The organism is Litoribacter ruber, from assembly GCF_018500185.1.
Classification (GTDB): Bacteria; Bacteroidota; Bacteroidia; order Cytophagales; family Cyclobacteriaceae; genus Litoribacter; species Litoribacter ruber.
On record NZ_JAHBGI010000003.1, the window covers coordinates 423,474 to 450,428 of the forward strand.

At 46.0% G+C, this 26,955-nt stretch carries 24 protein-coding genes; 13 read left to right on the forward strand and 11 right to left on the reverse strand.

Translation table 11 applies throughout. The features are described from left to right. Positions 1–2 precede the first annotated feature (2 nt). Genes KIH41_RS06270 through KIH41_RS06290 form a run of 5 tightly spaced genes read left to right on the forward strand, consistent with a single transcriptional unit; the run spans position 3 to position 7,005 of the window. Complete coding sequence (locus KIH41_RS06270) at positions 3–656, forward strand: MBL fold metallo-hydrolase (RefSeq protein ID WP_213943824.1); 654 nt, start codon at positions 3–5, stop codon at positions 654–656. Then, entirely contained in the window at positions 653–1,354 is a 702-nt protein-coding gene (gene pssA / locus KIH41_RS06275) for a CDP-diacylglycerol--serine O-phosphatidyltransferase (protein WP_214161876.1), read from the forward strand. Before KIH41_RS06270 ends, pssA begins: the two co-directional genes overlap by 4 nt. Then, positions 1,341–4,526, forward strand: a complete 3,186-nt coding sequence (gene porU, locus KIH41_RS06280; RefSeq protein WP_214161877.1) for a type IX secretion system sortase PorU — start codon at positions 1,341–1,343, stop codon at positions 4,524–4,526. Before pssA ends, porU begins: the two co-directional genes overlap by 14 nt. Then, entirely contained in the window at positions 4,523–5,734 is a 1,212-nt protein-coding gene (porV, locus tag KIH41_RS06285) for a type IX secretion system outer membrane channel protein PorV (protein ID WP_214161878.1), read from the forward strand. The genes porU and porV overlap by 4 nt, the downstream gene beginning before the upstream one ends. Continuing rightward, a complete protein-coding gene (locus KIH41_RS06290) occupies positions 5,734–7,005 on the forward strand; it encodes a M16 family metallopeptidase (protein WP_214161879.1) in 1,272 nt (423 codons plus the stop codon). Before porV ends, KIH41_RS06290 begins: the two co-directional genes overlap by 1 nt. A 186-nt stretch (positions 7,006–7,191) precedes the next feature. Here the strand turns inward: KIH41_RS06290 and KIH41_RS06295 are convergent, their stop codons facing one another. The 3 genes from KIH41_RS06295 to KIH41_RS06305 all read right to left on the reverse strand — a co-directional run bounded on the left by KIH41_RS06295 (position 7,192) and on the right by KIH41_RS06305 (position 9,115). Continuing rightward, the gene (locus tag KIH41_RS06295; protein WP_214161880.1) at positions 7,192–7,539 is read right to left on the reverse strand and encodes a HepT-like ribonuclease domain-containing protein; all 348 of its coding nucleotides are present in this window, start codon (positions 7,537–7,539) and stop codon (positions 7,192–7,194) included. Then, positions 7,529–8,116, reverse strand: coding sequence for a helix-turn-helix domain-containing protein (locus KIH41_RS06300; RefSeq protein ID WP_214161881.1), 588 nt, complete (start codon positions 8,114–8,116; stop codon positions 7,529–7,531). Before KIH41_RS06300 ends, KIH41_RS06295 begins: the two co-directional genes overlap by 11 nt. Positions 8,117–8,194: 78 nt before the next feature. Further along, complete coding sequence (locus KIH41_RS06305) at positions 8,195–9,115, reverse strand: glycosyltransferase (protein WP_214161882.1); 921 nt, start codon at positions 9,113–9,115, stop codon at positions 8,195–8,197. Positions 9,116–9,167: 52 nt separating this feature from the next. On the opposite strand from KIH41_RS06305, the gene KIH41_RS06310 reads away from it, so the two are divergent. Next, positions 9,168–10,046: a hypothetical protein gene (locus KIH41_RS06310; RefSeq protein ID WP_214161883.1), complete on the forward strand. Its 879-nt coding sequence runs from the start codon at positions 9,168–9,170 to the stop codon at positions 10,044–10,046. 38 nt (positions 10,047–10,084) lie between these two features. Further along, a complete protein-coding gene (locus tag KIH41_RS06315) occupies positions 10,085–10,678 on the forward strand; it encodes an IMPACT family protein (RefSeq protein ID WP_213943815.1) in 594 nt (197 codons plus the stop codon). Between the two features lie 336 nt (positions 10,679–11,014). On the opposite strand, the gene KIH41_RS06320 is transcribed toward KIH41_RS06315, so the two are convergent. Genes KIH41_RS06320 through KIH41_RS06330 form a run of 3 tightly spaced genes read right to left on the reverse strand, consistent with a single transcriptional unit; the run spans position 11,015 to position 14,285 of the window. Further along, entirely contained in the window at positions 11,015–11,623 is a 609-nt protein-coding gene (locus tag KIH41_RS06320; protein WP_213943814.1) for a 3'-5' exonuclease, read from the reverse strand. Further along, complete coding sequence (nhaC, locus tag KIH41_RS06325; RefSeq protein ID WP_214161884.1) at positions 11,620–13,107, reverse strand: Na+/H+ antiporter NhaC; 1,488 nt, start codon at positions 13,105–13,107, stop codon at positions 11,620–11,622. The genes KIH41_RS06320 and nhaC overlap by 4 nt, the downstream gene beginning before the upstream one ends. A gap of 53 nt (positions 13,108–13,160) precedes the next feature. Further along, positions 13,161–14,285 carry an NAD(P)/FAD-dependent oxidoreductase gene (locus KIH41_RS06330; protein WP_214161885.1) on the reverse strand — a complete coding sequence of 375 codons (1,125 nt, stop codon included), beginning with the start codon at positions 14,283–14,285 and terminating at the stop codon, positions 13,161–13,163. Between the two features lie 177 nt (positions 14,286–14,462). Here KIH41_RS06330 and KIH41_RS06335 point away from each other — a divergent pair, with 177 nt between their 5' ends. Together KIH41_RS06335 and KIH41_RS06340 are read left to right on the forward strand one after the other, a co-directional pair. Beyond that, a complete protein-coding gene (locus tag KIH41_RS06335) occupies positions 14,463–14,942 on the forward strand; it encodes an Mpo1 family 2-hydroxy fatty acid dioxygenase (RefSeq protein WP_214161886.1) in 480 nt (159 codons plus the stop codon). Positions 14,943–15,241: 299 nt separating this feature from the next. Further along, positions 15,242–17,260, forward strand: coding sequence for a cation:proton antiporter (locus KIH41_RS06340; RefSeq protein ID WP_214161887.1), 2,019 nt, complete (start codon positions 15,242–15,244; stop codon positions 17,258–17,260). Here the strand turns inward: KIH41_RS06340 and KIH41_RS06345 are convergent. Continuing rightward, positions 17,257–19,542 carry a patatin-like phospholipase family protein gene (locus KIH41_RS06345; RefSeq protein WP_214161888.1) on the reverse strand — a complete coding sequence of 762 codons (2,286 nt, stop codon included), beginning with the start codon at positions 19,540–19,542 and terminating at the stop codon, positions 17,257–17,259. The two genes, KIH41_RS06340 and KIH41_RS06345, sit on opposite strands and share 4 nt — an antisense overlap. A 147-nt stretch (positions 19,543–19,689) precedes the next feature. On the opposite strand from KIH41_RS06345, the gene KIH41_RS06350 reads away from it, so the two are divergent. Further along, positions 19,690–20,319 (forward strand): DUF4494 domain-containing protein, encoded by a 630-nt coding sequence (locus KIH41_RS06350; protein ID WP_214161889.1) that lies wholly within the window; start codon positions 19,690–19,692, stop codon positions 20,317–20,319. A gap of 213 nt (positions 20,320–20,532) precedes the next feature. Continuing rightward, on the forward strand, positions 20,533–21,321 hold the full coding sequence (locus tag KIH41_RS06355; RefSeq protein ID WP_213943807.1) for an SDR family NAD(P)-dependent oxidoreductase: 789 nt from the start codon (positions 20,533–20,535) through the stop codon (positions 21,319–21,321). A gap of 51 nt (positions 21,322–21,372) precedes the next feature. Here KIH41_RS06355 and KIH41_RS06360 read toward each other — a convergent pair whose 3' ends face one another. Further along, the gene (locus KIH41_RS06360; RefSeq protein ID WP_214161890.1) at positions 21,373–21,975 is read right to left on the reverse strand and encodes a hydrolase; all 603 of its coding nucleotides are present in this window, start codon (positions 21,973–21,975) and stop codon (positions 21,373–21,375) included. Positions 21,976–22,049: 74 nt separating this feature from the next. On the opposite strand from KIH41_RS06360, the gene KIH41_RS06365 reads away from it, so the two are divergent. After that, positions 22,050–22,286: a hypothetical protein gene (locus tag KIH41_RS06365; protein ID WP_214161891.1), complete on the forward strand. Its 237-nt coding sequence runs from the start codon at positions 22,050–22,052 to the stop codon at positions 22,284–22,286. 91 nt (positions 22,287–22,377) lie between these two features. Next, entirely contained in the window at positions 22,378–22,827 is a 450-nt protein-coding gene (locus KIH41_RS06370) for an SRPBCC domain-containing protein (protein WP_246538990.1), read from the forward strand. Between the two features lie 359 nt (positions 22,828–23,186). On the opposite strand, the gene KIH41_RS06375 is transcribed toward KIH41_RS06370, so the two are convergent. The 3 genes from KIH41_RS06375 to KIH41_RS06385 are packed head-to-tail and all read right to left on the reverse strand — an operon-like array spanning position 23,187 to position 26,589. Continuing rightward, positions 23,187–24,059 carry a DUF4249 family protein gene (locus KIH41_RS06375; RefSeq protein ID WP_214161892.1) on the reverse strand — a complete coding sequence of 291 codons (873 nt, stop codon included), beginning with the start codon at positions 24,057–24,059 and terminating at the stop codon, positions 23,187–23,189. Next, positions 24,059–26,413 carry a TonB-dependent receptor gene (locus KIH41_RS06380; protein WP_214161893.1) on the reverse strand — a complete coding sequence of 785 codons (2,355 nt, stop codon included), beginning with the start codon at positions 26,411–26,413 and terminating at the stop codon, positions 24,059–24,061. Before KIH41_RS06380 ends, KIH41_RS06375 begins: the two co-directional genes overlap by 1 nt. Next, the gene (locus KIH41_RS06385; RefSeq protein WP_214161894.1) at positions 26,410–26,589 is read right to left on the reverse strand and encodes a hypothetical protein; all 180 of its coding nucleotides are present in this window, start codon (positions 26,587–26,589) and stop codon (positions 26,410–26,412) included. The genes KIH41_RS06380 and KIH41_RS06385 overlap by 4 nt, the downstream gene beginning before the upstream one ends. Positions 26,590–26,955: the final 366 nt, after the last annotated feature.

The following is a 26,955-nucleotide window of genomic DNA, read 5'->3' on the forward strand; positions in this document are numbered from 1 at the left end:
ACATGCTAGAAATAAAAACCTTTACCTTCAACCCTTTTCAGGAAAACACCTATGTCCTATATGACGAAACCAAGGAGGCTGTCATCGTAGACCCTGGCTGTTACGAAAAGGAGGAAAAAGAAATGCTGCATAACTTCATTCTTTCCAAAGGACTAAAGGTGGTCAAACTGCTCAACACCCACTGCCACATTGACCATGTGCTGGGAAATGCATTTGTCAAAAGGAAATACAGTGTGGATTTGCACGTACACCCCGACGATGAGGTGGTGCTAAAGTCAGTGGAGTCATACGCTTCCAACTACGGCTTCCAGCAATTTGAGCCCACTGCCATCGATGAATATCTCAAAGAAGGCGAAGACGTCAGGTTTGGAAACACCAACCTACAAGTCATATGGGTACCCGGTCACGCCCCTGGACACGTGGTGTTTTATCACAAAGAATCAGGAAACTGCATTGGAGGAGACACCTTATTTGAAGGAAGTATTGGCCGTACCGACTTGCCTGGTGGCGACCACGATACACTCCTAAATGCGATCAGAACCCAAATGTTTACCCTTCCTGATGAGACAGTGGTATATCCGGGTCACGGCCCTGAGACCACCATTGGACAGGAGAAAATCCACAATCCATTCGTAGGAGAAAGGGCCAGATTTTGACGATCAAAAAACACGTTCCCAACTCCCTGACAGCTTTGAACCTGATTTCAGGGATGGCCGGGATTTATTTTGTTCTAGAAGGGCAAATAACCTTTGGCGCTTATTTCATCTTTGCAGCGGCCTTTTTTGATTTCTTTGATGGCTTTGCAGCCAGGCTCCTGAATGTTTCCGGTGAGATGGGAAAGCAGATGGATTCCCTAGCTGATTTGGTCACTTTTGGGGTGTTGCCAAGCTTTATCATTTTCAAAATGCTGGAAAGCTCCTCCCCTGAGCCCTATCTGCCTTTTATAGGCTTTGCTATTGGGGTGATGTCAGCATTCCGCCTGGCAAAATTCAACATAGACACCCGTCAGACCGATAGGTTTATTGGCGTGCCTACCCCGGCTACGGCGCTATTGCTATCCACGTTGCCATTCCTTGCCGAAAAATCAGAAACAGCGTCCAATGTAATCTACAACCCGGTATTTCTGGTAGTACTCACCTTGGTCATGTCCTACTTATTGGTGGCCGAGCTTCCATTGATTGCCCTAAAATTCAAGTCATTTGGCCTTGAAGGAAATGTTTTCAGGTATTTGGTCATCCTTATTGCTGTGGCAAGTCTTTTATTCGCTGGACTGGCAGGTATACCTTTCATAATTATTTCCTACATTGTGCTGTCGATGATTGAAAGGCTCGTGCAAAGCGATGGGAAAATTTAGGTCATACCACTTTTTATTTCTGCTCATTACCTGTCTGGCCGGGCCATTTTCCCTGATGGCCCAAAGCAGCTATTTTAAATTTCCAATCACCGAAGAAGGCATCTACAAAATCACTTCCCAGCAGGCCTCCCAATTAGGCGGGGATATTTCCCAACTCAGGATCCTCGGGTATCAGGGCAGCCTGCCATCGGAACTGGACAGCAGCTTTGCCACTCTGAATGAAATCCCCGCCATGGAGATCAATGGCGAACTGTATTTTTATGCATCAGGCCCGCATTTCACCCAGCCGGACCTTGAATACCATCATCACCCCTATTCCGACACACTTTATTATCTGATCCAAACCGGTTTGCCACCAGAAAGGCAAATCGAAACGGTTGGTTCCAATCATCAAGGGGAAGTAAATACACTTGCTTACAAACTTCTCACAAAAAAAGAGGAAACCCACAACCTGCTCAACTCCGGCAGGCAATGGTGGGGCAATCGCAGTCTAAATGGTCAGTTGCAAAATCTATTCTTCAACGCCTCCACCGCCTCCCACCCCATCTATTACGATTTCAACCTCCTGGGGCAATCGGTGGGCAGCAACAGCTATACATTCAGGCTCAACGATGAGGAAGTGGAGCAGCTGACTTTTGAGGCCATCCCCAACAGCACCTATGGCATCAAGGGCAGAACAGCCAGATCGAGTGGTTTCCATTCTTTCAATGCCTCCACAGGTGTCAAAGCGAGTTTCTTATATCAAAGCTCCAACTCCAACGGCATGGGCTACATAGATTATGTGACCATCGGCCTCCCCGAGGTGCTCAGCAATCAATCAACCGGGATTTACCATTTGTTAAATAGCAAGCAAATTTCTGCCCCTGCGGGAAAATATACGTGGGCAATTGAAGCGGATGGAAACATCCAAAATCTGGAATCAGGCCTCCACCCCCTCATTTCTCCCAAAATCGCCCTTTTCGACCAGAACTCAGTCAAGGCCATCTCAAGTGTGCAAGCAGCGGATATGCAGTTGAAGAATGAAGCTTTGGATGCCAACCTGCTGATCATAACTGTTCCACTTTTGCAAAACCAGGCCAGGCGATTGGCTGAGCATAGATCCAGACAGGGAATAAAGGCCAACGTGGTCGTTTTGCCTGCGATTTACGATGCCTATGGCTACGGAAACAGGGACATAGCGGCCATAAGAAATTTCATAGCCAGGGAATACCACCAAAATGGCCAGTTGCAACATGTGCTTTTAATGGGCAAAGGCACCTTTGATTATAAAGGAGTTGTGGGTGGGAGGCCAAATCTAATTCCCACTTTCACCTCCAAGGAAAGCCATAACCCTTTGGCGACATACAGCACGGATGACTATTTTGCCCAGCTAGATTTTGCCAGCCAAAACCTTCAAGTAGGTATTGGCCGATTGCCGGCCATCAATGTTCAAGAGGCAGTGAATATGGTGGACAAATTGATTGCCTATGATAATGTTGAAAAAAACAGCGGTGAATGGCAGAGGAAAGTCCTTCTATTTGCCGATGACGGGGACAACCACCTCCACCTCAATGACTCCGAGCGTCACGCGGCCTTTTTACATGAAAACCATCCCGAACTTGTATTGGACAAGCTCTATCTGGACAATTTTGAAAAGGACCAAAAAAACAACCGCTACCCCGCGGCGGCAAAAAACCTGATTGAAAAGGTCCGGGAAGGTGTCTTGTTGATAAACTTTGTGGGTCACGGTAATGAGGAAGTACTCACGGCAGAGCAGGTTTTCCATGTATCCCAGCTGGACAACTGGCCTACACAGGCAAACCTTCCCATATTAGTAACGGCCACCTGTGAATTTGGCAGGCAGGACAGTCCGTTTTTGAGGTCCGGGGCAGAGGAAATGCTCACCCGTCCCGGAAAAGGTGCCATAGCCCTACTCACCACCGGCAGACCCGTATTTAGTTCCTCCAATTATGCCATTAATAGGGCGTTTTTGGAAGCGGCTTTTCTTAAGCCATATGGTGAAAACCTGACCTTGGGGGAAATTTATAAAGAAACCAAAAATACCGCCTCTACCAACCAGAATAACCAGAGCTTTTCCCTCATCGGCGATCCCTCTATGCGCATTGCCCTGCCGGAGCTCACCGCTTCCAAACCTGATCTCTCGATTGCTGAAAGAAAAGTGGATACTTTAAGCACCTTTGAAAACACAGCCATTGAAGCACTCATTACCGACCCGCTTACCGGCAGCCATCTTACCAATTTCAACGGCAGCTTTATCCTCTCCATTTACGGCCAGCCGGAGAGAAAGGAGACCCTTGGAAATATTGAAACTGCCACCACTTATTTGGATGAAAACCAGACCCTATTTCGGGGTGTGGGGAAAATTGAAAATGGTGTTATGAAAACAGAAATCATGCTTCCAGAAGTCGGTGAGGCTGGTGATATCCTATTGAAGATTTTTGCCCATGATGAAACCGGCGAGAGCGCCTTCAGTGCTGACAAGCTGCTGATCCAAAACCAAGGGCCTCCTTCAACCGACAGCCAAGGGCCCAAAATCCGCTTCAGCCTGTTTGATTCTGAAACCCATAGAAGCATCATCCCTTCCACTCAAAGTCCGCTTTTCATCTATTTGGAAGACGAAAGCGGGATTTCCATTTCTGAAAAAAACCCTGCCTGGCAACCCAGATTGACCCTTAACGGGGGATCGGAAACAGTCCTAGCCCAGCAATACCGGGCCAAAAACAACAGCTATAAGACTGGAGTAATCGCAACAGTGCTGGACAACCTGAAAGAGGGGGTAAATACGCTGGAATTTTCGGCATATGATAACCATGGCAACATCTCCACGGCTACCTTGGAATTTGTGGTAGAAGGCAGCAGGAACCTCCAAATCCTTAGTCAGATGATATACCCCAACCCGGCAAGCAGCAGCACACAATTCAGGCTGCAGCACAACCGCCCAGGACAGGATCTCTCGGTTGAGGTGAAAGTCTATAATTTATGGGGTGGTGAAATTTTCACCTATTCCAAGCGTTATCCTCATGCTAATGCGGAGCTTGATGACCTAGAATGGATTTTTTTGCATACCAAAACAAAATATCCGGCAAAAGGGACTTATATTTACAAACTAGAGCTCCGGTCAGAAGCCGACGGAACTTCTGATTCTAAGAGCGGGAAACTAATTATTCAATGAAAATAAATTCAATCTCTTTCAAAGGATTTACTTTTTTATCCTTGCTTCTTCTTACGGCAACTTCCCTGCGAGCGCAAAACTCAGCTTTGCTTTCCGGTCAGGACAGAAACCGTAGACCTATTACTACAGCCGTTCCCTTTTTGAATTTTGCCCCGGATAGCCGTCATTCCGCCATGGGGGATGTGGGTGTGGCTACCACGCCTGACGCCAATTCCGCGCATTGGAATGCTGCAAAGCTTGCTTTCATTGATGATCAAATGGGCTTTTCACTTTCTTACAGCCCCTGGCTAGGAAGGTTAGTACCCGATATGTCATTGAATTACCTAACTGGATATAAAAGAATTGATGATGTTTCCGCATTTGGGATAGACCTGCGCTATTTCAATATGGGTGACATTCAACTTACCGACGGCAGAGGAAATGAACTTGGTGAATTTACCCCAAGAGACATTGCCATAGGTGGTACATATGCAAGGAAATTATCAGATGTATTGTCATTGGGTATTTCAGCCCGTTTTATTCACTCCAACCTAAGCGGAAACGTTGGTGCGGGAGGCGGGAATGAAGGCCGGCCCGGGGTCAGTGTAGGAACAGACATCGGTGTTTATTATCGCGATGAGGTATCGATAGCTGGTCAGGAAGCCTTCTGGTCTTGGGGTGTAAATATCTCCAATATCGGCCCGAAATTGACCTACAACAGCATTGAGGACCTGGACTACATTCCTACCAATTTCAGAATAGGTACAGCTTTAGACATTCCTTTGGATGAAATGAACAGGCTAACTTTGGCTTTGGATCTCAACAAACTCATGGTGCCAACACCTCCAATTTATGCTAGAGATGAGCAAGGGAATTTGGTGACCGATAATCAGGGAAATCTGGTCATTGAAAGCGGCCGAGACCCCAATAGGCCTTTGATCAGTGGAATGTTCGGATCCTTCTTTGATGCCCCAGGAGGGTTCAGAGAGGAGATGCAGGAATTCATGATTTCCTTTGGCGCGGAGTATGCCTATGACCAGAAATTCATGGTCAGAACGGGCTATTTTCACGAAAACATCAACAAAGGCGGCAGAAAATATTTCACCATGGGTGTGGGCTTCAACTATCAGCGCTTTGGGTTTGATTTCTCCTATTTAGTGCCTCAGGTTCAAAACCATCCTTTAGCTGAGACGTTAAGATTCTCACTAGCCTATAACATTCCAAGATAATGACATTAGACCGGAGCAAAGCACCCGAATTTAAGATACCCCAAAACATCACCCTTACCCACCCAAACAAGCTTACTTTAAAAAACGGCATCAACCTTTACTTCATCCACACCCCGCACATCGACGCGGTCAAGCTGGAAGTAATCACCGAGGCCAACAAGCACCTTTTGCCCTCAGGAAAGGCCTTGGTTCCATTTTTCACCCTGCATATGTTGCTGGAAGGAACCAAAACCATGGGTTCGGCCGAAATCGACTCCTTTTTTGACCATTATGCCTCAGAGGTAAATGTTATCAGCGGCTTTGAGCAAAGCGGGATGTCGTTATTGACTACCAAAAAACATTTCATGGAAGTATTGCCGGTTTTCAGGTCTCTGTTTACCGAAGCCGTATTTCCTGAAAAAGAACTGGCCAAGCGGAAATCCCAAAAGGAGCTGACCATTTCTATCCAAAGAGAAGAAACTGGCGCCAGGGCCAACCAGCTTTATAGAAAGGCTTTATTCGGAAAAGAGCACCCCTACGGCTTTGTAGGGGAGGAAGTGGATGTCCAAAATGTATTCAGACAGGATTTGGTGGACTTTTATCAAACTTCCCTCATGGTCAATCCGGAAATCTATATCACCGGAAATCTTTCCGATGCCCAGGTTGAAGCGATAGCCAAAAACTTTGAGGACCTGACCGTGCTAGACATGGAAGGCACCCTCCCTGACTATGACATTTATCCCGAGCGCCGAATTGCGGAAAATCGTGACAAGGCAGTGCAGAGCAGCCTACGCCTAGGACAGCACCTCATTTCTAAAACCCACCCCGACTACCATGCACTGACGGTGTTCAACACCATATTGGGGGGATATTTTGGCAGCAGGCTGATCAAAAACATCCGAGAAGACAAGGGTCATACCTATGGCATATACAGCTCAATAGGCAGCTTAAGGCTTTCCGATTACTGGATAGTGATGGCTGACGTGCAGAAAGGCAACGCCGACTTGGTGATTGATGAGGTGTACACTGAAATTGACAAGCTGCAACAGCACCATGTAGGCACCGATGAACTGGAAACGGTGAGAAACTACATGATCGGCCACTTCCTGTCCAGTTTCAGCTCAGCCTTCGACCTGATCAGCCGTTTCAAAAACGTCAACCAGGCCGGCCTGTCCTTCGACTTCTACGATGAGCAACTCGCCTTCATCCGCCAATTCACGGCAGATGATGTGCAGAAGGTTGCACAGCGGTATTTCAACAAAAATGGAATTTTAGAAGTGGTGGTGGGGTAATAAGGGCACAAAGGGTCACCAAGTTTTAAAGAAGTTTCACAAGGGAAATGTAAACTTAAGGCTAAAAATACACGGATGGAAGCAAGCTTACAAAGTAGGATCAACCTACCTGGAATTAGTCTGATTTTTACGAAGATAATTAGTCCCAAACCCTAGTTCGGTTGGAAATCTGAGTATTCTTAAAATTCAAAATTCACTTTCTAAAATTAATTTGACCATTTCTTTTAATGTCGGTAAATCTTTCTTTATGGTTTCCCACACGGCAATCATCTTAATATTAAAATATTCATGGGCAATCATATTTCTGAATGAACTCACTTTATACCACGGATAATCGTATTTATCCAGCTTTTCACATTCCACATAATTGATAGACTCTCCAATAATGATAAACTGCATCAAAACAGCGTCTTGAACAAGATTATTTTCGCAAAAAGTGAATTCATCTAATCCCTCTACGTATTTTTCAATGGAATAAATAGCATTTAGAATATGTACTAGTCTGGTTTGACTATCTTGGTGCCTATCTTTCATAAATCAGTTCAAGATCTGATTTAACATTTTCAAAAATACAGGGCTTGAAGGAATCGATAAAACCAACGTCCACTTTACGTTTGATGCACTCCTCCAGCTGATGCTGCACCTCCATCAAATCAAAGTATGAGAAAGTAGAATCCGCTTGAAGCGCAATGTCAACGTCGCTATTTGGTCCATCATCTTTCCGTGCAAAAGATCCATATATCCATGCCTTTTCAATTTGCTTAAAGTTACTAATGGATTCTTTGATTTTATTCAAAATTTCATTTCGGTCAATCTTCTCAAAGGCCATATACGCCACCCTTTCTTCAGCTGCCTGCAACACTTTCAAGGCTTGATCTTCATTTCCTAGTTCATAAACCACCTTATCAGCCATCCAGGTCAATAGTAAATCTTCTTTAGGAACTTGATAACATGCAGCAACCTTCAATACAAAGTCCCGAGTTGCCTTCCGTACCCCACGTTCCACCTTGCTCAAAATTGCCTGATCAATTCCCAAAGTTGTAGCAACTGTCCTCAATGACAAATTCCTTTCTTGCCTTAGTTTTCTGATAGTTTCTCCAAAGCTGAGCATGACAAAATAGTTATTTCTTTGACAACATTATTTTGACTTGTTTTGTCTAAAATAAGGAATACATTTCAAAACCCGCCCTCATCTTATATGGGATTTTTTAATCTGTGCGAACCTTCCACTTTTCAATGCGCCTTGACGCTTTTGGGGGAATCTCTTTTTAAAAGCCATCTTTAAAAACTTCCACCCCACCTTAAAATTAGCCGACAGCAGCGCGTGCTTGGCTTCATGCAGGGCTCGACGTTTCAGGTTCCGGTTCTCAAGATCATTTTGGTTCATTTTATGGATCTTATGGCAGACCTTAAGGGTACTCCAGAGCATTTCAGAGTTTCGGAAGCGGTATTGCTGCTGGGAATAGGCATTGGCATGGAGGGTTTTCTCAACGCCCACATAATCACTGAATACAAACGGATGCAGCCTCGCCAGTCTGCAAAGCACATCAAAATCCTCATACACCAACTCCTCATCGTATCCGCCGATATTCTTTAGCATTTCCGTTCGAAATACCATAGTTACAGTCGATATGCAGTACTGATGGATCACATGGAGGTACACGTCGCCAAACTCTTTTATGGGCGGGCCAAACCGGTTTATCTCATAAAATTTATTGCGCGTATCCCCCTTCACCAGTAAGGCGTCCGAAAAGCTTACCGCAGCCGTAGGATGCAATTCAAGCTTTTGGATGGACTTGGACAGATGTCCGTCAAGCAACCTGTCATCTCCCGAAAGGTCCACCAGATAATCACCTTGACATTCCCGAAGGGCTTCATTGAAGGATTTGCAGTAATTGATAGACTCCTTGCGGAAAATCAGTTTGGGATGGAAAGAGAGATGTTTGGCCAGCCATTTTTCAATTTCTGCCTTGCTGCCATCCCTGCTCCCATTATCAATGATAAAAAGTTCTACGTCCACCCCTTTTTGGGCAAGTACGCTGTCCAAGGCGGACTGGATATAGGTTTCCTGGTTGTAGCAGGTACAGATAACAGTAACTAATGGCACCATAGAGACGAATATAGCTTTTTTATTTGCCTATTTCTTCCAAAATTTACCGCCCATGATTTATTTATTACTCTGTATCCTGGCCAACTTGCTCATCTTTGTGGTTTTCCGCCTTTATCCCAGGCTGGGCATCCCGACTTTTCCGGCCATCACCATGAATTATTTCTTCTGTGTCCTCACCGGCTTTCTATTCGACTTTGGGGACCTGAAAACCTATTTCAGTAACATAAATGCTTTTCCCGCATGGGGTTATCTGGCAATGTTTCTGAGCTTTGCCTTCATTCTCACTTTTACCCTAATGGCCAGAGTGACCCAGCTTTTCGGAGTCACCGTAGGGGCGATAGCGTCCAAATTATCCCTAGTCATCCCAGTATCCTTTAGCCTCTTGATTTTCTCCAAAGGCCAGGCGGCTTTCACAGCACTTAACTATCTGGGTATAGCTTTGGCATTGGTAGCCATTGTGCTGGCATCCATCAAAAAGGAAAAAAGGGACATCAACCTTCCAGGAGGAGCGACTTTGCTGCTCCCCATTTCCATCTTCCTCTTGGGCGGCATGCTGGACACGCTCATCAACTTGGCCAACATCCGCTATCTGAGCCCCGCCGAAGATGCGGTATTCGTAACTTCTATCTTTGTACTTACCTTTTGCTGGGGAATGGGAAGGCTCTTATATTTAAAACTTAAAATCACCCGAAAAGCCATTTTGGGAGGGCTGATGTTGGGCTTGCCCAATTACTTCTCGATGATCTTCCTGCTCAAAAGCCTGGAAGCCTATGGCGGAAACGGGGCCCTGATTTATCCCTTGGTCAATATTGGCATAATCGTAAGCGGCACCTTGGTTTCCGTTACACTGTTCAAAGATAGGCTCATGCCCATTAACCTGCTTGGCGTGGCCATGTCATTAATTGCTTTGGTCCTGATCAGCTGGAAATAATTGATTCCTGTAAAGCTATCTAGTAACTTGCACTTTCTATGGACGACACCTACTTAACCCTTGCCGGAGAATCAGAAAGCCTTTATAAAGAAAAGGGCAGCAAATTTTTAGCTTTTGCCTATCCAGTGAGTGATGAGGATGAAATCAAGGAAAGGTTGGAGGCGCTTCGCAAAAAATACTACGATGCCCGGCACCACTGCTATGCCTACATGTTGGGAAAGGATCAGGATCAATACCGGGCCAATGATGACGGGGAGCCCAACCATTCGGCTGGAGACCCCATACTTGGACAGATCCGCTCGCACAACCTCACTAATGTACTAATTGTGGTGGTACGTTATTTTGGAGGCACAAAACTGGGAGTGGGTGGCCTGATCACGGCCTACAAATCTGCAGCGGCGGAAGCCATTGAAAGCAATCAGATCATCACAGAGATTGTCACTCTCCCCATCAAATTCACTTTTGACTACTTGGACATGAACGATGTCATGCGCCTGATCAAAGATTACGACCTCACCATCAAATCCCAAGACTTCGACAACACCTGCAAAATGGCCATCAGAGTAAGAGAAGCCAATTACGAGATAGTCAAGGAGAAATTAGGGGATATCGGGTCGGTTAAGATTTTGTAAGTACGAAGGAAGAAGGGGCAAAATAACCACAGAGGAGCCTCAGAGAACCCAGAGAAAAAGTGTCAAGTAAATTTAGGATCTAACAGGACCGTAAACCTCTTCGCGGTAAGAAATGGGTCACGGAGTTTCTCAGGGTTTAAAATGGAGTTTCACAGAGCTTCTACGTGGAAAAAGTGAATAAAACATCAAGGCAAGAAATGACACCAAACCATTGGCGCAGCCAATGCCCCCGCCGCGAATACGTGGTACCTGGTACCTGGTACTTGGTACCCCCACGTGCCCTAACTTAGTACTTAGTACATAATACTTAGTACATAATACTTAGTACATAGTCCATCAAAACCCCCTCTTAAACAACTCCTCCAAATACCCCTTCCTCTCCAGTTCATGGAAAATTTCCAGGCAGGCCCAGGCATCGGTAGCGGCGTAGCGTTTTTGCTTTTCGGTGAGAAGGTCGGCTTCCCAATTGGATACCTGCTCGGATTTGGAAATACGGATATTGAGAACCATGGCACTGAGGTTTCGCACACCCACATTGTGAAACCCTATTTTCTTGAGCTCTTCGTTGAGGTCGAAAAAGGATTCTGGCTGGAAGGATTTGTTGAGCTTTTTGAGGGCTTTGAGATCATCTCTCACTGCGGCTCCTATTTTCACAATGGAAGGCTCCTCCAGAAGTTCTTTCAATGGATCGGAAAATCCAACCTGGTTTAAGCGGACCAAATAAGCCTTGTCTGGGGTGGAAAGCTGCAGCAAGGCCACATCGTACATCACCCCTTTTCGAAAGGCAGGCCTGGTCTCCGTATCAAAACCCAACCTGTTCTCTTGGCCCAGCTCTCTTATCAATTCGGGTAAGCCCTTGGGTTCGTCTACTAGGACAATATCGCCCTCAAACTGACCCAACGGTAATTCATTTACTTCTGTTTTGGATATTCTTAATGGGATCATACAGCCACTTCTTCTTTTTCTTTGATTTCCTCCATCTCCTCTTTCGAGTAATAGTTGATGCCGATGTTCAGGTAACCGAACAGGATGGTCATGAACGGACTGATTATGTTGAAAAAACAATACGGCAGGTAGGTTAAGGTAGCCACGCCTAAAACGGACGCCTGAGTCGCCCCGCAGGTGTTCCAGGGCACCAGCACAGAGGTAACAGTAGCACTGTCCTCTAAAGTTCTACTGAGGTTCTCTCCTTTCAGACCTCTTTTCTTATAAATATCGGCATACATCCTTCCCGGCACCAAAATGGCCAGATACTGATCGGAAGTAGTGATGTTGAAAAACATACAGGTACCGGCTGTGGAAGCTATAAGGGAGCCCAAGGAATGTACTTTTCTGATCACTGCCTCGGCAATAACCTTTAGCATGCCGCTCTCCTCCATAATTCCCCCAAAAATCATCGCACAGATAATTAGCCAAATGGTATTGAGCATACCGGCCATTCCTCCTGTGATCAGCAGTTCATTTACCACTTCGTTGGAGGTGACCACGCTGATTTCTCCATACAGGGCCATCATCACCGACTTGAAGGCCTGGTAGGCAAAGCCTTTATCAGGCTCCTCGGCAAGCGCCACAATGATATCGGGTTGGAAAATTATGGCAAACACCCCGCCAAGCAAAGCTCCTGTCAACAGAGCTGGCACAGCGGGCACTTTTTTCAATATCATCAACAGTACCACCCCAGGTACAATAAATAGCCAGCCAGAGATTTGAAACCTTTCCAAGATCACCTCAGAAATCTGTTTCACCTGTCTTACGGACCCCTCCGCACTGCTCATCCAGCCTATCACTCCAAATATGATCAGGGCAATAATGATGGAAGGCACGGTGGTTTTGGCCATGTGTCTGATGTGGGTGAAAAGATCCGTACCCGCCATGGCCGGGGCCAAATTGGTGGTATCTGAAAGGGGAGACATCTTATCCCCAAAATAAGCGCCAGAGATAATAGCACCCGCGATCAAGCCCTCCTCAAAACCCAGCGCCCTTCCAATACCGAGCAGGGCAACCCCTACCGTGGCCACGGTCGTCCAGCTACTTCCCGTAGCGATGGATACTATGGCGCTGACAATACAGGCGGCAATTAGGAATATGGTGGGGTTTAGAATCTGAAGGCCGTAATAGATCATGGCCGGCACGATCCCACTGAGCATCCAAGTTCCTGCCAGGGAACCTATGAGCAGCAAAATCAAGATGGACGACATGGCCGCACTGATGCTTTTGACGATCCCGTCCTGCAGGGTTTCCCATTGTATTTTTAGTCTGAAAACCGCAACCAGTGCCGCGACAGCAGAGGAAATCACCAAGACCATCTGGTTGGAGCCGGAAAGCCCGTCGGTACCAAAAATGCCAATATTGATGACCAATAAAACTATAAGAAATGCTATCGGGAATAATGCTTCTAATAAGCTTGGCTGCTTCTGTTTTGTCAACATCAAGTGTACTTCAGTATTTTACAAACGTTGAAATTAATAAAAAATAATGGATTTTATGCCTTTTCAAACAGGTTTACCAACTCTTTGGCGGCTTGCCAACCTATTGCTACTCCCATTCCGCCCATTCGTATGGCAACCCCTGTACGTTCATCAAGTTTTTGCACTACGGGAGTTTTATTGCTGCCAAAGGCCATGATGCCTGACCACTCCATCTCGAATTTCACTGACTGCCCCGGAAAAATCACCTCGTTGGTCAGCTTGACCAGATAGTCTTTGATCACCTGGTTTACACCAAAAATATCCGTCTCCTCATCTTCAAAGGCCATATTTCTCCCTCCACCTATCAAAAGTCTGTCCTCCACATTTCTGAAATAAGTATAACCCTTATCAAAGTGAAAAGCCCCCTTCCAGGCCAGCCCGGGTATAGGTTCCGACACCAGCACAGTACCCCTGCCGGGCTTCATGTCGATTTCAGGCAAAAGCTGTTTGGTGAATGCATTTGTGCAAATGGCAATTTTTTGGCCAAAAAACTCAATTTGGGAACTATAAACTGGGTTATCCACTTTTACAATCCCATTTTCCCGATCGATACCTGTCACCTCGGCCCCTGTAAGTAATTGCACATCCAAGGAATGGCATTTCCGCCAAAGGGCTTTAAGAAACTTACCTGAATCCAGTTGCCCTTCCAGGTCATTCCTCACAACAGCTTTCACGGCGGGGGAAAAACCGAATTTCTTTACGTTCTTCTCCATATGAAAAACATCCTCCCCAAATAGATCCTTCAGCAGGGAGTTGACCAGATAAATTTTTTCCAGGCTGCGATGGTCTTCTTCTCTGAACATCTCATAACCGCCCAAGGACTCATAGCCCAACTCATGGTCTCCGAAAACCTCCCTGATTTCCGACAGGCCGCTAAACCTTCTGGCTACCAGTTCCAGTACCTCGTCCTCATCCATGTGGTAGAGGTCGTCCAAGATTTCGGTAAGACTTCCAAAGCAAGCAAAACCTGCATTTCTGGAACTTGCCCCACTCGGAAAAATCCCCCTTTCCAACACCAGAACCGATTTTTTGGGGAACTTGACCTTGAGGTGAATGGCCGTGGAGAGCCCCACAATCCCGGCTCCTACCACAATGAAATCGTAATTGATAAAGTTTTTCTTTTCCCAGTAGCTTAGCATATGATGTTAAATGTCAGATGACCGATGTCGGATGTTCGATGTGAGATGCAGGATGACCGAACCTGTGGTGCATCTGACATCCGACATCTATTCATAAAATTGTTTCTAAATATTCAGCCCAATTTAGTATATTAATGGATGGATTAAAATACAAGCTACATTTATACCCATGGGAATATGAGAAAAATTGATGAATTACTGGCTGAATACGGGGTGACCCACCAGAACCCTACCAACAAAACTATCCACTGGGTCTGTGTGCCGGCTATATTTTTCAGCATTGTCGGTCTGGTTTTCAGCATTCCCCAGGGTCCATTGGAAAATCTCCAGCCCCTGTTGGGCAACTTCGCCAACTGGGCGACATTGGTGCTGGCCATTGTACTGATCTATTATGCGCTGCTTTCGCCTCCCCTGGCACTGGGCATGTTTTTATTTTCGGCCATCTGCCTGGCAGTAGCCAATCTGATATCCATCCTCTCACCGGTCCCATTGTGGGCAGTCAGTCTGATCATCTTCATCCTGGCTTGGATTTTCCAATTCTACGGCCACAAAATAGAGGGCAAAAAACCCTCCTTCATCAAAGACGTACAGTTCCTCCTGATCGGTCCAGCTTGGCTGATGCATTTTATTTATAAGCGGTTTGGGTTTGCGTATTGAAAAATTGTACTAGGTACGAAGTACTATGTACTAAGATTAAAAAAGTGGGAATGGTATTCTCTAATTCAACATCCATTTAATAAATTATGGGCTAGTAAAAGGAGGGCTTAAAATCTCGCCCTCTAATATGTTTTCACGAAGCAGCCTTTGCGTTACTTCTTTTAAACTTCGTGCCCTTTGTGCCCCATTTCAATTCCAATTTCAGAATTCCTCCTCCCCCCCCATTTTTTTCTTTTATCCCGCCACTTTCGAGCTTTTAGCTTATTTTTGTAATTCACCTAATTTGCGACCACCACTACATGACTCCAATTTTAGCATCTGTCGAACTCCCACTGCTTTCGGATATAGTGGTAATATTTGGATTGGCCACGCTGGTGATCCTGATCTTTACCAGGTTTAAAATCCCGACTATTATAGGGTTTCTGCTTACAGGGGCTATTGCGGGCCCTTATGGACTCTCTTTGGTGACGGCCTCCACTGCTGTGGAAGTACTTTCAGAGATTGGCGTCATCTTACTGCTATTTGTCATAGGGATGGAGTTTTCCCTCAAGAGCCTCCTGAGCATCAAAAAAGCCGTCTTCATTGGTGGCGCCCTGCAGGTGGGGCTGACTATCTCTGCCACTACCCTACTCACTTACTTTTTGGGCTTCGACTGGAACATTGCCGTTTTTTTCGGATTCCTGTTTGCACTTAGTAGTACCGCTATAGTACTCAAACTTCTCCAAGAAGCCGGACAGGTGAATACCATTTCGGGGCGTACCACCTTGGCCATTCTGATTTTTCAGGATGTGATCATCGTGCCTTTTATGCTCTTCACCCCGATGCTGGCTGGAGAGTCGGACAATGTCGCCCTTTCCCTGATGTACATGGCCCTCAAGGGAGCCTTGGTGATTTTGCTTACCATCCTGAGCGCCAAATACCTGATGCCCAACCTCCTCTTTAGGGTAGCCAAAACAAGGAATGCAGAGCTTTTCCTTTTGACCATCATTGTTACCTGTTTTGCGGTAGCTTACCTGACTTCACTACTTGGTCTTTCCCTAGGACTTGGGGCATTTTTGGCTGGCTTGATCATCAGCGAATCCGACTACAGCCACCAGGCCACGGGTAAAATTTTGCCTTTTAGGGAGATTTTCCTGAGCTTTTTCTTCGTGTCTGTGGGGATGTTGTTTGACGTCACCTTCCTCTATGAGCATTTTTTCATCATCGCCGGACTCGTGTTGCTAACATTTGCAGTAAAGTTTATCATAGCCTCCATAGCCGTCAAATCCATAGGTGCCTCGCTGGAGGAGGCCTTTATAGTAGGCTTTTCCCTTTTTCAAGTGGGGGAATTTTCCCTTTTGTTGGCAAAAGAGGGCTTTAGGTACAACCTGCTAGATGATACCACTTACCAATATTTCTTGGCAATTTCTATCCTCACCATGGCCATCACCCCTTTTGTGTTAAAGAAAAGGGTGCATTTTGCCTACAAGCTATGCAGGGTACCTCTGCCGGCCAAACTGAAAAGGAAAATCAAAACTGGAAACTCTGAACCAGCTCCTGGTCTGGCAGAAGACAACGAGCTCAAAGACCATCTGATCATCATAGGATATGGACTCAATGGCCGGAACCTTTCCCGCGCAGCCAAAAGGGCAAATATCCCCTATGCCATCATCGAGATGAACCCCGAAACCGTGCGCACAGAATCGGCCAACGGGGAACCCATTATCTATGGCGACGCGGCAAATGAATCCGTTTTGGAGCATGTCAACATCCATAGCGCTCGAGTGGTAGTGGTGGCTATATCGGATAGTGATGCCACCAAAGGGATCATCGCAAATGTGCGCCATTTCAACCAAAATGCCTTCCTAATGGTAAGAACTAGGTATGTCAATGAAATTGATGAGAATATCAAACTCGGCGCCGACGAGGTCATCCCGGAGGAGTTTGAGACCAGCATCGAAATCTTTACCCGGGTGCTCAACAAGTACCTGGTGCCCCGGCATGACGTGGAAGATTTCACCAAGGAAGTCCGAAGCCATAATTATGAAATGTTCCGCAGCCCCACCGGCACGGCTTCATCAGAGTTTGGTTTTGACCTGCCGGAGATCAATTTTGTCAGTCTCAAGGTGGAAAAGGATTCCGGGGATTACATCGGTGTCAAGCTGAAGGACATGAATATCAGAGAAGACCTGGGGCTCAATATTGTAGCCATCAAACGCAAGGGACGAACCTTCACCGATCTCACCGGAGACACCAGGTTCAAGCTTGGCGATATCGTCTATGTGGTAGGTAAACCAGAGCAAATCAAAATGCTGGAAGAGGAACTGGAGGTCAATTAATCCGACCCAAACATTTCCTCGAGTCGCCTGAGTGACTTTTGATTAAAAGGGCTGTGGATGCTTTCGATTATAGAGCGCTTTTCCCTGGCGGTCAATCGCCAGTTGAGCGATGCCCGCTGGATTTCGACCTCTTCCTGCTTGAGCTCCTCCGGTTTGTCCAGGTAGCCTTCCCGCTCTTCCAAATAGGAGCGGGTGCTATACTCAAATTCAACTCTTTCCATCTCCACAGCGAGGATTTCCTTCATATAATTGTACAGCACCTCGTTGTGAAGCGTCTGCACATTATCCCAATTGATGTAAATATTTTTGAGTGGGGTTACCAGCTTTTGGGAAATGGAAGGAGGAAGCTTGGGCTCGATGTCGGTAAACTTTTCAGAATCCCTAATGGTCAGCAGCACCACACCGGAGGTATTTTCACTGATCCAGTCATTGAAAACATACAGGAACCTCATGGCATCCTGCACCCCGAAATTATCAGAAAGCCCGGCATCCATGATCTCCATCTGAGGTTCAGAGGGCAGCTGTATATTTGGCGTGATAAAGGGAAAGGTGGCCCCCATCCTTAATGCACTGATAAACCTAAGGTTATCAGCATCGTGGGCTGCAAAAAACCTTTTAAAATCAATTCCCTGGCTTTTCTCCCTAAATCCATCCGCCCTTCCCATGGAAATACCCATGTAGCTCATGGAGTGCGGCGAGATAAACAATTTGCGCGCATCATTGATAATCAGCGGGGTGATAGGCATCATGGGAATTAGGGCCTCCCCTTCAGGTTTTTCATACTCCCTGATAGGTTTGTCCAAAATCCCATTTGTGTTGATGTTAAGCTGGCTTTCAAAGGCATACCCCCTGTCTTGGAGATATTTTCTCCCGTTATAATCAAAATAGCGGTTTCTGATCAACAGATCATTGACCAATAAGGTGAAAATAATAGGGTTCAGGTTATCCGAGGAAATTTGCTGCAAATATGTGAAATCAGTGATATCCAGCATTGGGTCCTGCAAGGATCGGAGGTATAGCTCCCTGAAAAATCCCGCCCCTATCATTCCGCCTGAGGCACCGGATATTAGACGGGTTTGCTCAAACAGTTTTCCATTAGTGTGCTTATGCGCATGTTGCAGCACATTCACCGTCCACAGCGCGGCCCTCTGCCCTCCTCCACTGGTGGCCACCATCACCATTTTGGGATTTTCCCCTTCGGGAAAATTGGACCTCCAGCGGTTAAGGATTTCTAATGTTCTTTCCCTGTCTTTTTGCACGGTATCCTGGTGCAGGATTTCATTTACCGTGGCCAGGTTGTATTTTTTGGGATCTATGGTATAGTCCAGTCCAAAAGCCGTATGGGGCCGGTTGAGCAAAGGGGTTTTTGATGCCATATTGATCACCACGAAAAAGGCTATGGCAACAGGTGTGGCCCATCCCCGCAACCAAAAGCTGATTGCCCCCACCCCCATGGTCAGGATGGCCAAGAGCAGCGTGGAGCTCATCGCTGCTGGAAATTGCAAGAACTTTTCCTCCCTGAAAAAACCAAGGAATAAGATAAAGATCACCAGGAAGGTCTGCAGAATAAACAAGTTGAGATGGTTTTGGTCAAAAACCCGCAGCAACTGGTTTCCCTCAAACCTGAACAAATCCTGCCTTACTTCCCGAAGTTTTAAAGAAGTATCCAGATAGGTCAACACCTTTTCACGGGTTTTCTTCCGATCCTTGTACCTGCTGATCACATTGGCCCGAGGGATGGAAGTTTTTCGGAGCTTTTTATCCAGAGTATCGGCAAAAAGCAAAAAGAAATCTTTATTGGTAAACCCAAAATAGGTGAAAAGCAATATATAAGTCAGCAAAGTACCACCAATAAATCCGAGTAAAAACTGGGCAATCAGCCAGTTATTTTCCAGATCATTGTCCAGCTGAAACCGGATGACTGCGAAAATATAGACCCCATAAAAGAGCAGCGGGATAATACCATTGTTCACACAAAACTGCAGAAAGGGACGGGGCAGGATGGCCAGAAACTTGAACTTGGAGGCATCCATGATATATACCGTCATATGGAAGGCCATCGTATAGATGGCAAAACCGATCCCCACAAGGAAAAAACCCACCCAGCTGACTTCGTTGAGGTATTCGGGATCCAGAAAGAGGTATGGAATGCCCAATACCTTGCCAAACCCCTCGAGTGCGATGACCGCAAGAAGCACCCAAATACCGATCAGCAGGATGTTTTTGCGCAGATGCAGAATCAAGAGCTGTATCGGGAAACTGTAAAAAAGTTTATTCCACATGTAGGGTGTCTTTTTTGACTAATATAAAGTAATAAAAATGATGTTTTCAATTATACAGAAAAAATTCTGCCAATTAATCCGCCGCATCTTTTTGCGCTTTCTCAAATTCATGTTTACCTTAGCCAGTCAATCTTAAGATAGAATTCAATGAGAACTTGGTTTTTGTGTAAAGTAAAATACGCGAAGGAAAATGAGCAGGGACTGCTCAAAAATGTGTCAGAACAGTATTTGGTGGATGCGGTATCCTTTACCGAAGCTGAAGCCAGGATTTACGATATGTTGGGCAGTGTGATCCGTGGGGATTTCCAGGTGACCAGTATCGGCAAAAGCAATATTGTGGATGTTTTCCCTTACGATGACATCGACATTTGGCACAAATGTAAAATCACCTACGTGGTGGCCGATGCCGACAGCGGCAAGGAGAAAAAGGTGACCCAGTACATGCTGATCACCGCCCACCATGTAAAAGAGGCCTATGAAAGGATCTACGAATCCATGAGCAACATGCTGGTTTCCTTCAATGTGCCTGACATTGTGGAAAGCCCGATTGTAGAGGTATTCCCATACGAAAAAGATGACGAGGAGCTTCTGCCTCCCCCTCCTTCCAACCTGAGACCTGTGAGTGAGGTAAAGGAGGAGCAGGCCCGCCGCGACCAGGTGCGTTCGGAAAACGAAAAAGCAAGAGCTGAAAAAGATGCCGACCCTGAAGAGGAAACCGAACTCGAAGCCGTAACCGAAGATTCCATCGACTCCGAAAACGAAGAAAGACAATCTTAATACTTCCCATCAAAGAACATCAAGCCACCCAATTCGGGTGGCTTTTTTTTGGCGGAGTGGGTGCCCATCCTCTCCGCGTACAGCTTTCGGTCCTGCCTCTGCCGAGTCAGGCAGGCTTCGGCCTCCAGTCTCCCGCCCTATTCCCATCTAAACAATTCCAGCTCTAACCTTTTATATAAGCAGTTATTTACTTAAACCACAACCTTATAAATTATGGACTTACAATTGGAGAACAAAACAGCCCTTGTCACAGCCTCATCGGGAGGGATTGGAATTGCGATTGCCGAATCCCTAGCCAAAGAGGGCGTAGAAGTGATTATCAATGGGCGGTCTGACGAATCAGTCAGTGAAGCCATCAACGAACTGCAGGAAAAAACCAACAGCACCAAATTTAAAAAAGCTATTGGTGACCTGGGTAAAAAAGAAGATTGCGATAAAATTATCGAGCAATATCCCGATGTAGACATATTGATCAACAATGTAGGCTTCTATGAGGCCAAGCCTTTTTTTGAAGAAACAGAAGAGGACTGGCAGACCATTTTCGATGTCAATATCATGAGCGCGGTAAGGCTGAGCCAGCATTATGGCAAAAAGATGATTGACAAAGGAAACGGCAGGGTTATCTTTGTATCCTCCGAAACGGCCGTCAACCCTGATCCCAATATGGCGCATTATGGGGCCACTAAAACCATGATGCTTTCCATTTCCAGAAACCTTGCAGAACTCACTTCCGGCACAGACGTGACGGTAAATGCCGTGATGCCCGGCTCCACCGACACAGAAAGTGTAAGGGAACTGATCAAGGAACAGTTTTCGGACATGGACATAGAGGAGGGCATGAAGAAATTCATGGAAGAAAACCGCCCCACCTCAATTTTGGGTCGTCTGTTGAAAGTTGAAGAGATCGCCGACATGGTGACTTTCGTCTGCAGCCCAAAAGCCTCCGGCATCAACGGCGCCGCCCTGCGGGTAGATGGGGGTATTGTCAAGAGCGTATTTTAATGATTAAACCTGCCAGGTTTTCGAATTTTCAAAAAAAACTGGCAGGTTTTTTCACTCCCCTCTCAGCTGATTCACAATTACAAATTTGATCAATTCCTCCACCGGTATTCCGGATCTTTCACTGGCGTCAGCGATGTCGTCGCGGCTTACTTGGGCGGCAAAACTTTTATCCTTAAGTCGCTTCTTCACCCCTTTCACCTCCATACCTTCGTAACCTTGGGGTCTCATCAGGGAATAGGCGTGGACAAAGCCGGAAAGCTCATCAAAGGCATAAAGCATCTTATCCATTTCAGACTCGGGTTTCACTCCAAAATACCTAGGACCATGAGAGGCAATGGCTTTAATGATCCGTGGATCCACTTCCCTGTACTCCAGTTCTTCGATGATCCTGCTGCAGTGCTCATCCGGCCACTGGTCCCAATCCGCGTCATGAAGGAGCCCAGCTAGGTACCACATATGGACAGTCTGATCTTCATATCCTTGCTGTAAGGCATATGCTTTCATCAGATGGCCCACCTGCTTCATGTGAAAGGCCAATTTGTCATTTTTCACCCAATCGGAAAGCAGCTCAAGGGCTTCCTGTTCCGAAATCACTTTCCCAATATTCTCCTTCGATCCAAAGTCGGTTTTATTTAGCGCATGTGTCAGTGTCATGTGTACTGGTTTTTAGGGTTGGTAAAGACTACAATTTCAGATTCTTCGGCGTGAAATGCAAGAGGAATGGCACAATGAAGAATTCTACCCCCACCCCAATCAAAATTGATAAAGAATTGTTATATTGGTTAAAAGGATTAATTATTGTGACTATCATAAAAAAAGGGACTTCTAAAGAAGAAATAAAAAAACGGGTTGATGAAGTTGTTTCAAAATCTTCAAAGAGAGATATTTGGAAATATGCAGGAAAACTTAAAATCGACATCGACCCATTAGAATATCAGAAAAAGTTAAGAAATGAGTGGACATAGGCTGTGTGTGGACACTAATATCTTATTGTATTTCTTGAAGGTAGATCCAGATAATAGTTTTTCAAGCTACAAGCTTTGATCTAATAGAATTATGAAATTAACTCCAAAAGCCGCTATACAAATACAAAAGCCTATTGAAGAGATTTTTGATGGCATTGTAAATTCTGAAAAGATTACCCAGTATTTCCTTTCTGAAACTTCCGGATGGCTTGAGGAGGGAAATGAACTCATTTGGAAATTCCCGGAATTCCCAGATTATGAATGTATTGTTAACCAAGTTGCCATCGAGAAGAATCTCTCTATCAGTTTTGTCTGGGATAAGGAAACGACTGTAAAAATAAGTTTGGAAGTACAACCGGACAAATCAGTCATTGTGCGGGTAGAAGAAAAAGAAAAGGATATCAATGAAGCCAACCTAAAATGGCTAATCGAAAACACCGAAGGCTGGGCCAACTTCCTCGCCTGCCTCAAAGCCTACTTAGAACATAACATCAACCTACGAAAAGGAGCCTTTGACTTCATGAAGAAACCAAATACGTAGGAAAGGTTTCTCTCATAGCCGAAGAAAAATGTCCACCGCCAAGAAAGCAAGATGCGGAAAGAAGAAAATTAAGGTATCTGAAACCAATTTCTCGCCGCGACCGCTGCGGTTTCGCTGCGGCGCTGCGAGAAATCATGATCTCATCTCATCTGGCGTGGTTGCAAAATTTAGTGCTTCAAGGTCTCTTCTAATTATTGCGAAAAAGAAAACTCCGTGAAACCCCATTTAATACTCTGCGAAACACCGCCTGCCCGCCGGGGTGGGTGTCCCTTTTGCTTCCGCGAAGCAGTGTTTCATCCCACATCCGACACCCTTCATCAGGCATCCGACATCTGTCATCCGACATCCGACATCCCCCATCACTCAATCCTAACCATATGACTCGATGCCGCACCGAAGATGCCGTAGCCGTTAGTAATGTTGCTGGGCATGGGGGTGGGCTCGCCACCAAAAATATCGGGGCTCTGGTTGGTATAGTGATAATAATAGGTGGTCACATAGTCGTAATACTCCTTGCTCACCGTTTCCAATATCAGGTAACTTTCCAAACCCTCTTGGGTCCCTGAATAATAGAGCTCACTTACCAAAACCACCATCTCAGCTTCGGTCCCCTGCGTGGGAGTAGACTCAAAGCCAACATTAAAAGGATGCATGGGCGTGATGAAAGGAATGTTGGAGGTCAACTGTATGGCCGTCCTCATCGGCTGACCCTCTCTTTGCTGGGCAAACTTAAGCACATAATAGCTTTTGCCCTCCACTGGCGGAGCAACTCTGAAAAACACTTCCCTTTGTGGCACACTTCCCAATCCCCTATCTACACCTCCAAACCTGGCAGAAATCAGCTCGGTCGGCACGGGCACCACTGTGGAGCTGCTAACTGAGGCAAATCCTGGGGCGTCAATTTCCACTTCTACGCTATCCCCTACGTGAATGCGATAGGGAGCCGTGTAGTCATCCTCTCCCCCAAAAAAGCTAAACCGCTCTATTAATTCCCCATTCACCCTCATCTGCACATTGGCATTGGGCAAACCATCCTTTATTGAGCCCTCATCCATCATACCATACGATTTATGTATTCCCAACCTCACTTGGGTATCCCCATCCTTAAGCAGGGCATTCAACACAATCTTTGATTCATGTCCGGGCAGGTCTATTTCCACCTCCTGATTTATCCATCCCATGCAACCCGACAAAGCCATGGGAATCAATCCCCAAAATAATCTTTTCATCATCAATATAATTTGAATTCATAACTGAATGCTGGAAGGATGGGCAATAGGGCCATCTGCCTCAACCTCATGGTGCCTCCCGCATTTACGCCAAAGAAATTGGTGCCTCCCGACCAATAATAGTAAAAGGGGTTTGCACGATTATATACATTGTAAAAGCCTAAATTCCAGGTTCGCTCACCCCATCTTTTATCCTTGGAGAATCTTATCCCAAAATCTGCCCTGTGGTAGGACCGCATTCTAAAATTATTTCTGCCCTCATAATGCTCAACATATCGATTAGGACCCGTCAATCCACCTGACAGCCCAATCGGAGGCTCAGTATAGGCCTGGTAGCGCCCTTCTGCCAAGGTGATGGCCTCCCCTGTACCATAAGTCCAAGAGGCTGAAAAGCTCACTTTGTCATTCACCTGATAAGCCATTGTCAAGCCTATATCATGCCTTCGGTCAAAACGGTCAGGGAAGAACTGTCCATCCATAATGTTGTCAAACCTGCGTTCTGACTGGGCCAAGGTATACCCCAGCCATCCACTCCACCGGCCCTCCTTTTTCTGAAGCAGCACCTCAATGCCCCTGGCCCGTCCCTCTCCTTCTCTTTCAATTTGATCCTGCCAGTCCGCTGCACCTTCCAGCCAGTTGACGCCGTCGGAGTAGGCGATAAGGTTTGTCATGTTTTTGTAATAACCTTCCACAGAAAACTCCCAACCTTTATCCAACATCCTATGGTATCCTAGCGTGTATTGCCAAGACTGCTGCGGCCGGGTGCGGGAGGTGGCAGGCACCCATAAATCCGTCGGGATCCCCACACCGGTGCTGCTTAATAGGTGGACATTTTGCTGCATCTGGGCAAACCCGGCTTTTAAAGACGATCTTGGGCCTACTTGGTATCGCGCAGTCATTCTCGGCTGTGCCGAAAAATATTGTTCACCTTCCACGAAGTAATTATTGAAATGAACTCCGAGGTTGGCACTAAACCGGTCGCTGAGCGTCCATTCATCTTCCAAATAATAGGAAAGCTCCCAGGCATTCACATTCTGCGATCCAAAAGTAGTATCCATTTGGACACCCTGATCTGTGCTCCTTATGGCATTGACCCCAGGGGTAAATTTGTGATGGATGGCCTGGGCTCCTACCCGAAACAGGTGGCTTTTGCTGTGGTAATATTCAAGGTCATATTTCAGATTCCAGTCCCTGATCCCTGATTGGTAACCAAAATGATAGAAATGCTCTTCCTCGGGATTGCTGTGATCGGTGGCGATATCAAAAATATAATTGGTATAGCCCACCGTGGTATTAGAGAAAAGCCGGTCGGAAATAACCCTATTCCACCTTACAGTGGCCAATTGGTTTCCCCATTTGAAATAATTACTTGACCTGATGTTGCTCGTATCCCTCGCATTCACCACTCCCCTGTCGTGGCCGCTGTAGGCAGTCACCTGAATTTTGTCTTTTGGAGACAGGTCATAACTCGCCTTGCCATTGAAGTCATAGAATGTGTAACCAAAACCATGGCTCCCTCCCGAGGCAATTCTGGCTATAGGCCTGGTAAACATATCGACATAAGATCTCCGAAGAGCCACGATATAAGAACCCTTGCCTTTATTGATAGGCCCCTCATTGCTGATCCGTGCTGAGACCAGCCCCACCGCCCCTTCCGTGCGCATTTCATTTCGGTTGCCGTCCCTCATTTTCACATTCAGCACAGAGGACAGTCTCCCCCCATACCGGGCAGGAAAGCCACCCTTCATCAGGTTGACATCCGCCACCACATCTGGATTGAAGGTAGAAAATATCCCTCCCAGATGCCCTACGTTATAAAGGGGGATGCCATCAAGAAGAATCAGGTTCTGGTCTGGGCCGCCACCCCTTACATACATGCCCGTAAGTCCCTCTTTTCCGCCCTGCACCCCCGGCATGAGTTGGATCCCCCTGATCAGATCTATTTCACCGCCTACTGCAGGCAACTGTTTGAGTTGCCGGGCCGGCATATTGATCGAGGAGAGCTGCACCTGCCTTTCGAAGGAAAGCTCCTTGTTTTCCTCCACTACCACCTCGTCAAGATCATCCAGTGGCTGTAGCCCCACAGTCAATTTCCTGGAAGCAGCCATATCCAAGTTTACCGTTTGGGTTTTGTACCCCACATGCGACACCCTTAAAATAGCAGTGGAATCGGGAAGGTTAAGGCTAAAAAAGCCGTAGAAATTGGTATGGGCACCGCGGCCAGTTCCTTCAATCAAAATGGTAGCGCCAAAAAGCTTTTCACCGCTGCCTTTATCCTCCACATATCCACTTACCTGCCCTTGCCCCCACACGTTGCCGGTAGCCACAGCAAAAATTAACATTATAAAACTTCTCATTTCGAATAAAAATTAATTGCCCCAAAGAAAAATTCCTCACGATGCATACCCACCTCCGCACTAAAATGAGACACAGCCGAGCCTCCATACAGCTCTAATTCAATGGTTTGCTGGGCCATCAACTCACCGTCGAATATCAGGAATGAAAGTATAAAAAGAGTAAAATATTTCTTCATAATCATGTAATTAAAATTTCCTATAGACCAAAGGTAGAGATTCCATTCCCAGATTAGACTTAATGAAACCTAAGAGATGTTAAGAAAACTAAAACCCTAGAATGTTTACATTAAAAAAACCGTTTCCTTTTCCGTCCAAAAAACTAATCCTTAACTGCTTAACTGCAGACTTGCCTCTATTCGGACCCAAACTACTTTACACCATTCAAATTAAAATGGGGCACAAAGCCTAACAAGGGTTTGGTCCAGTACCGCATCCTCCCTCTGTCAAACCAGAAAATCCTGCTCTCAAACTGATTTTACATTATTTGGAAAATGAGTAATAACCTAGACTAAATCCATATATTCTTCTGACCATACTCTAAG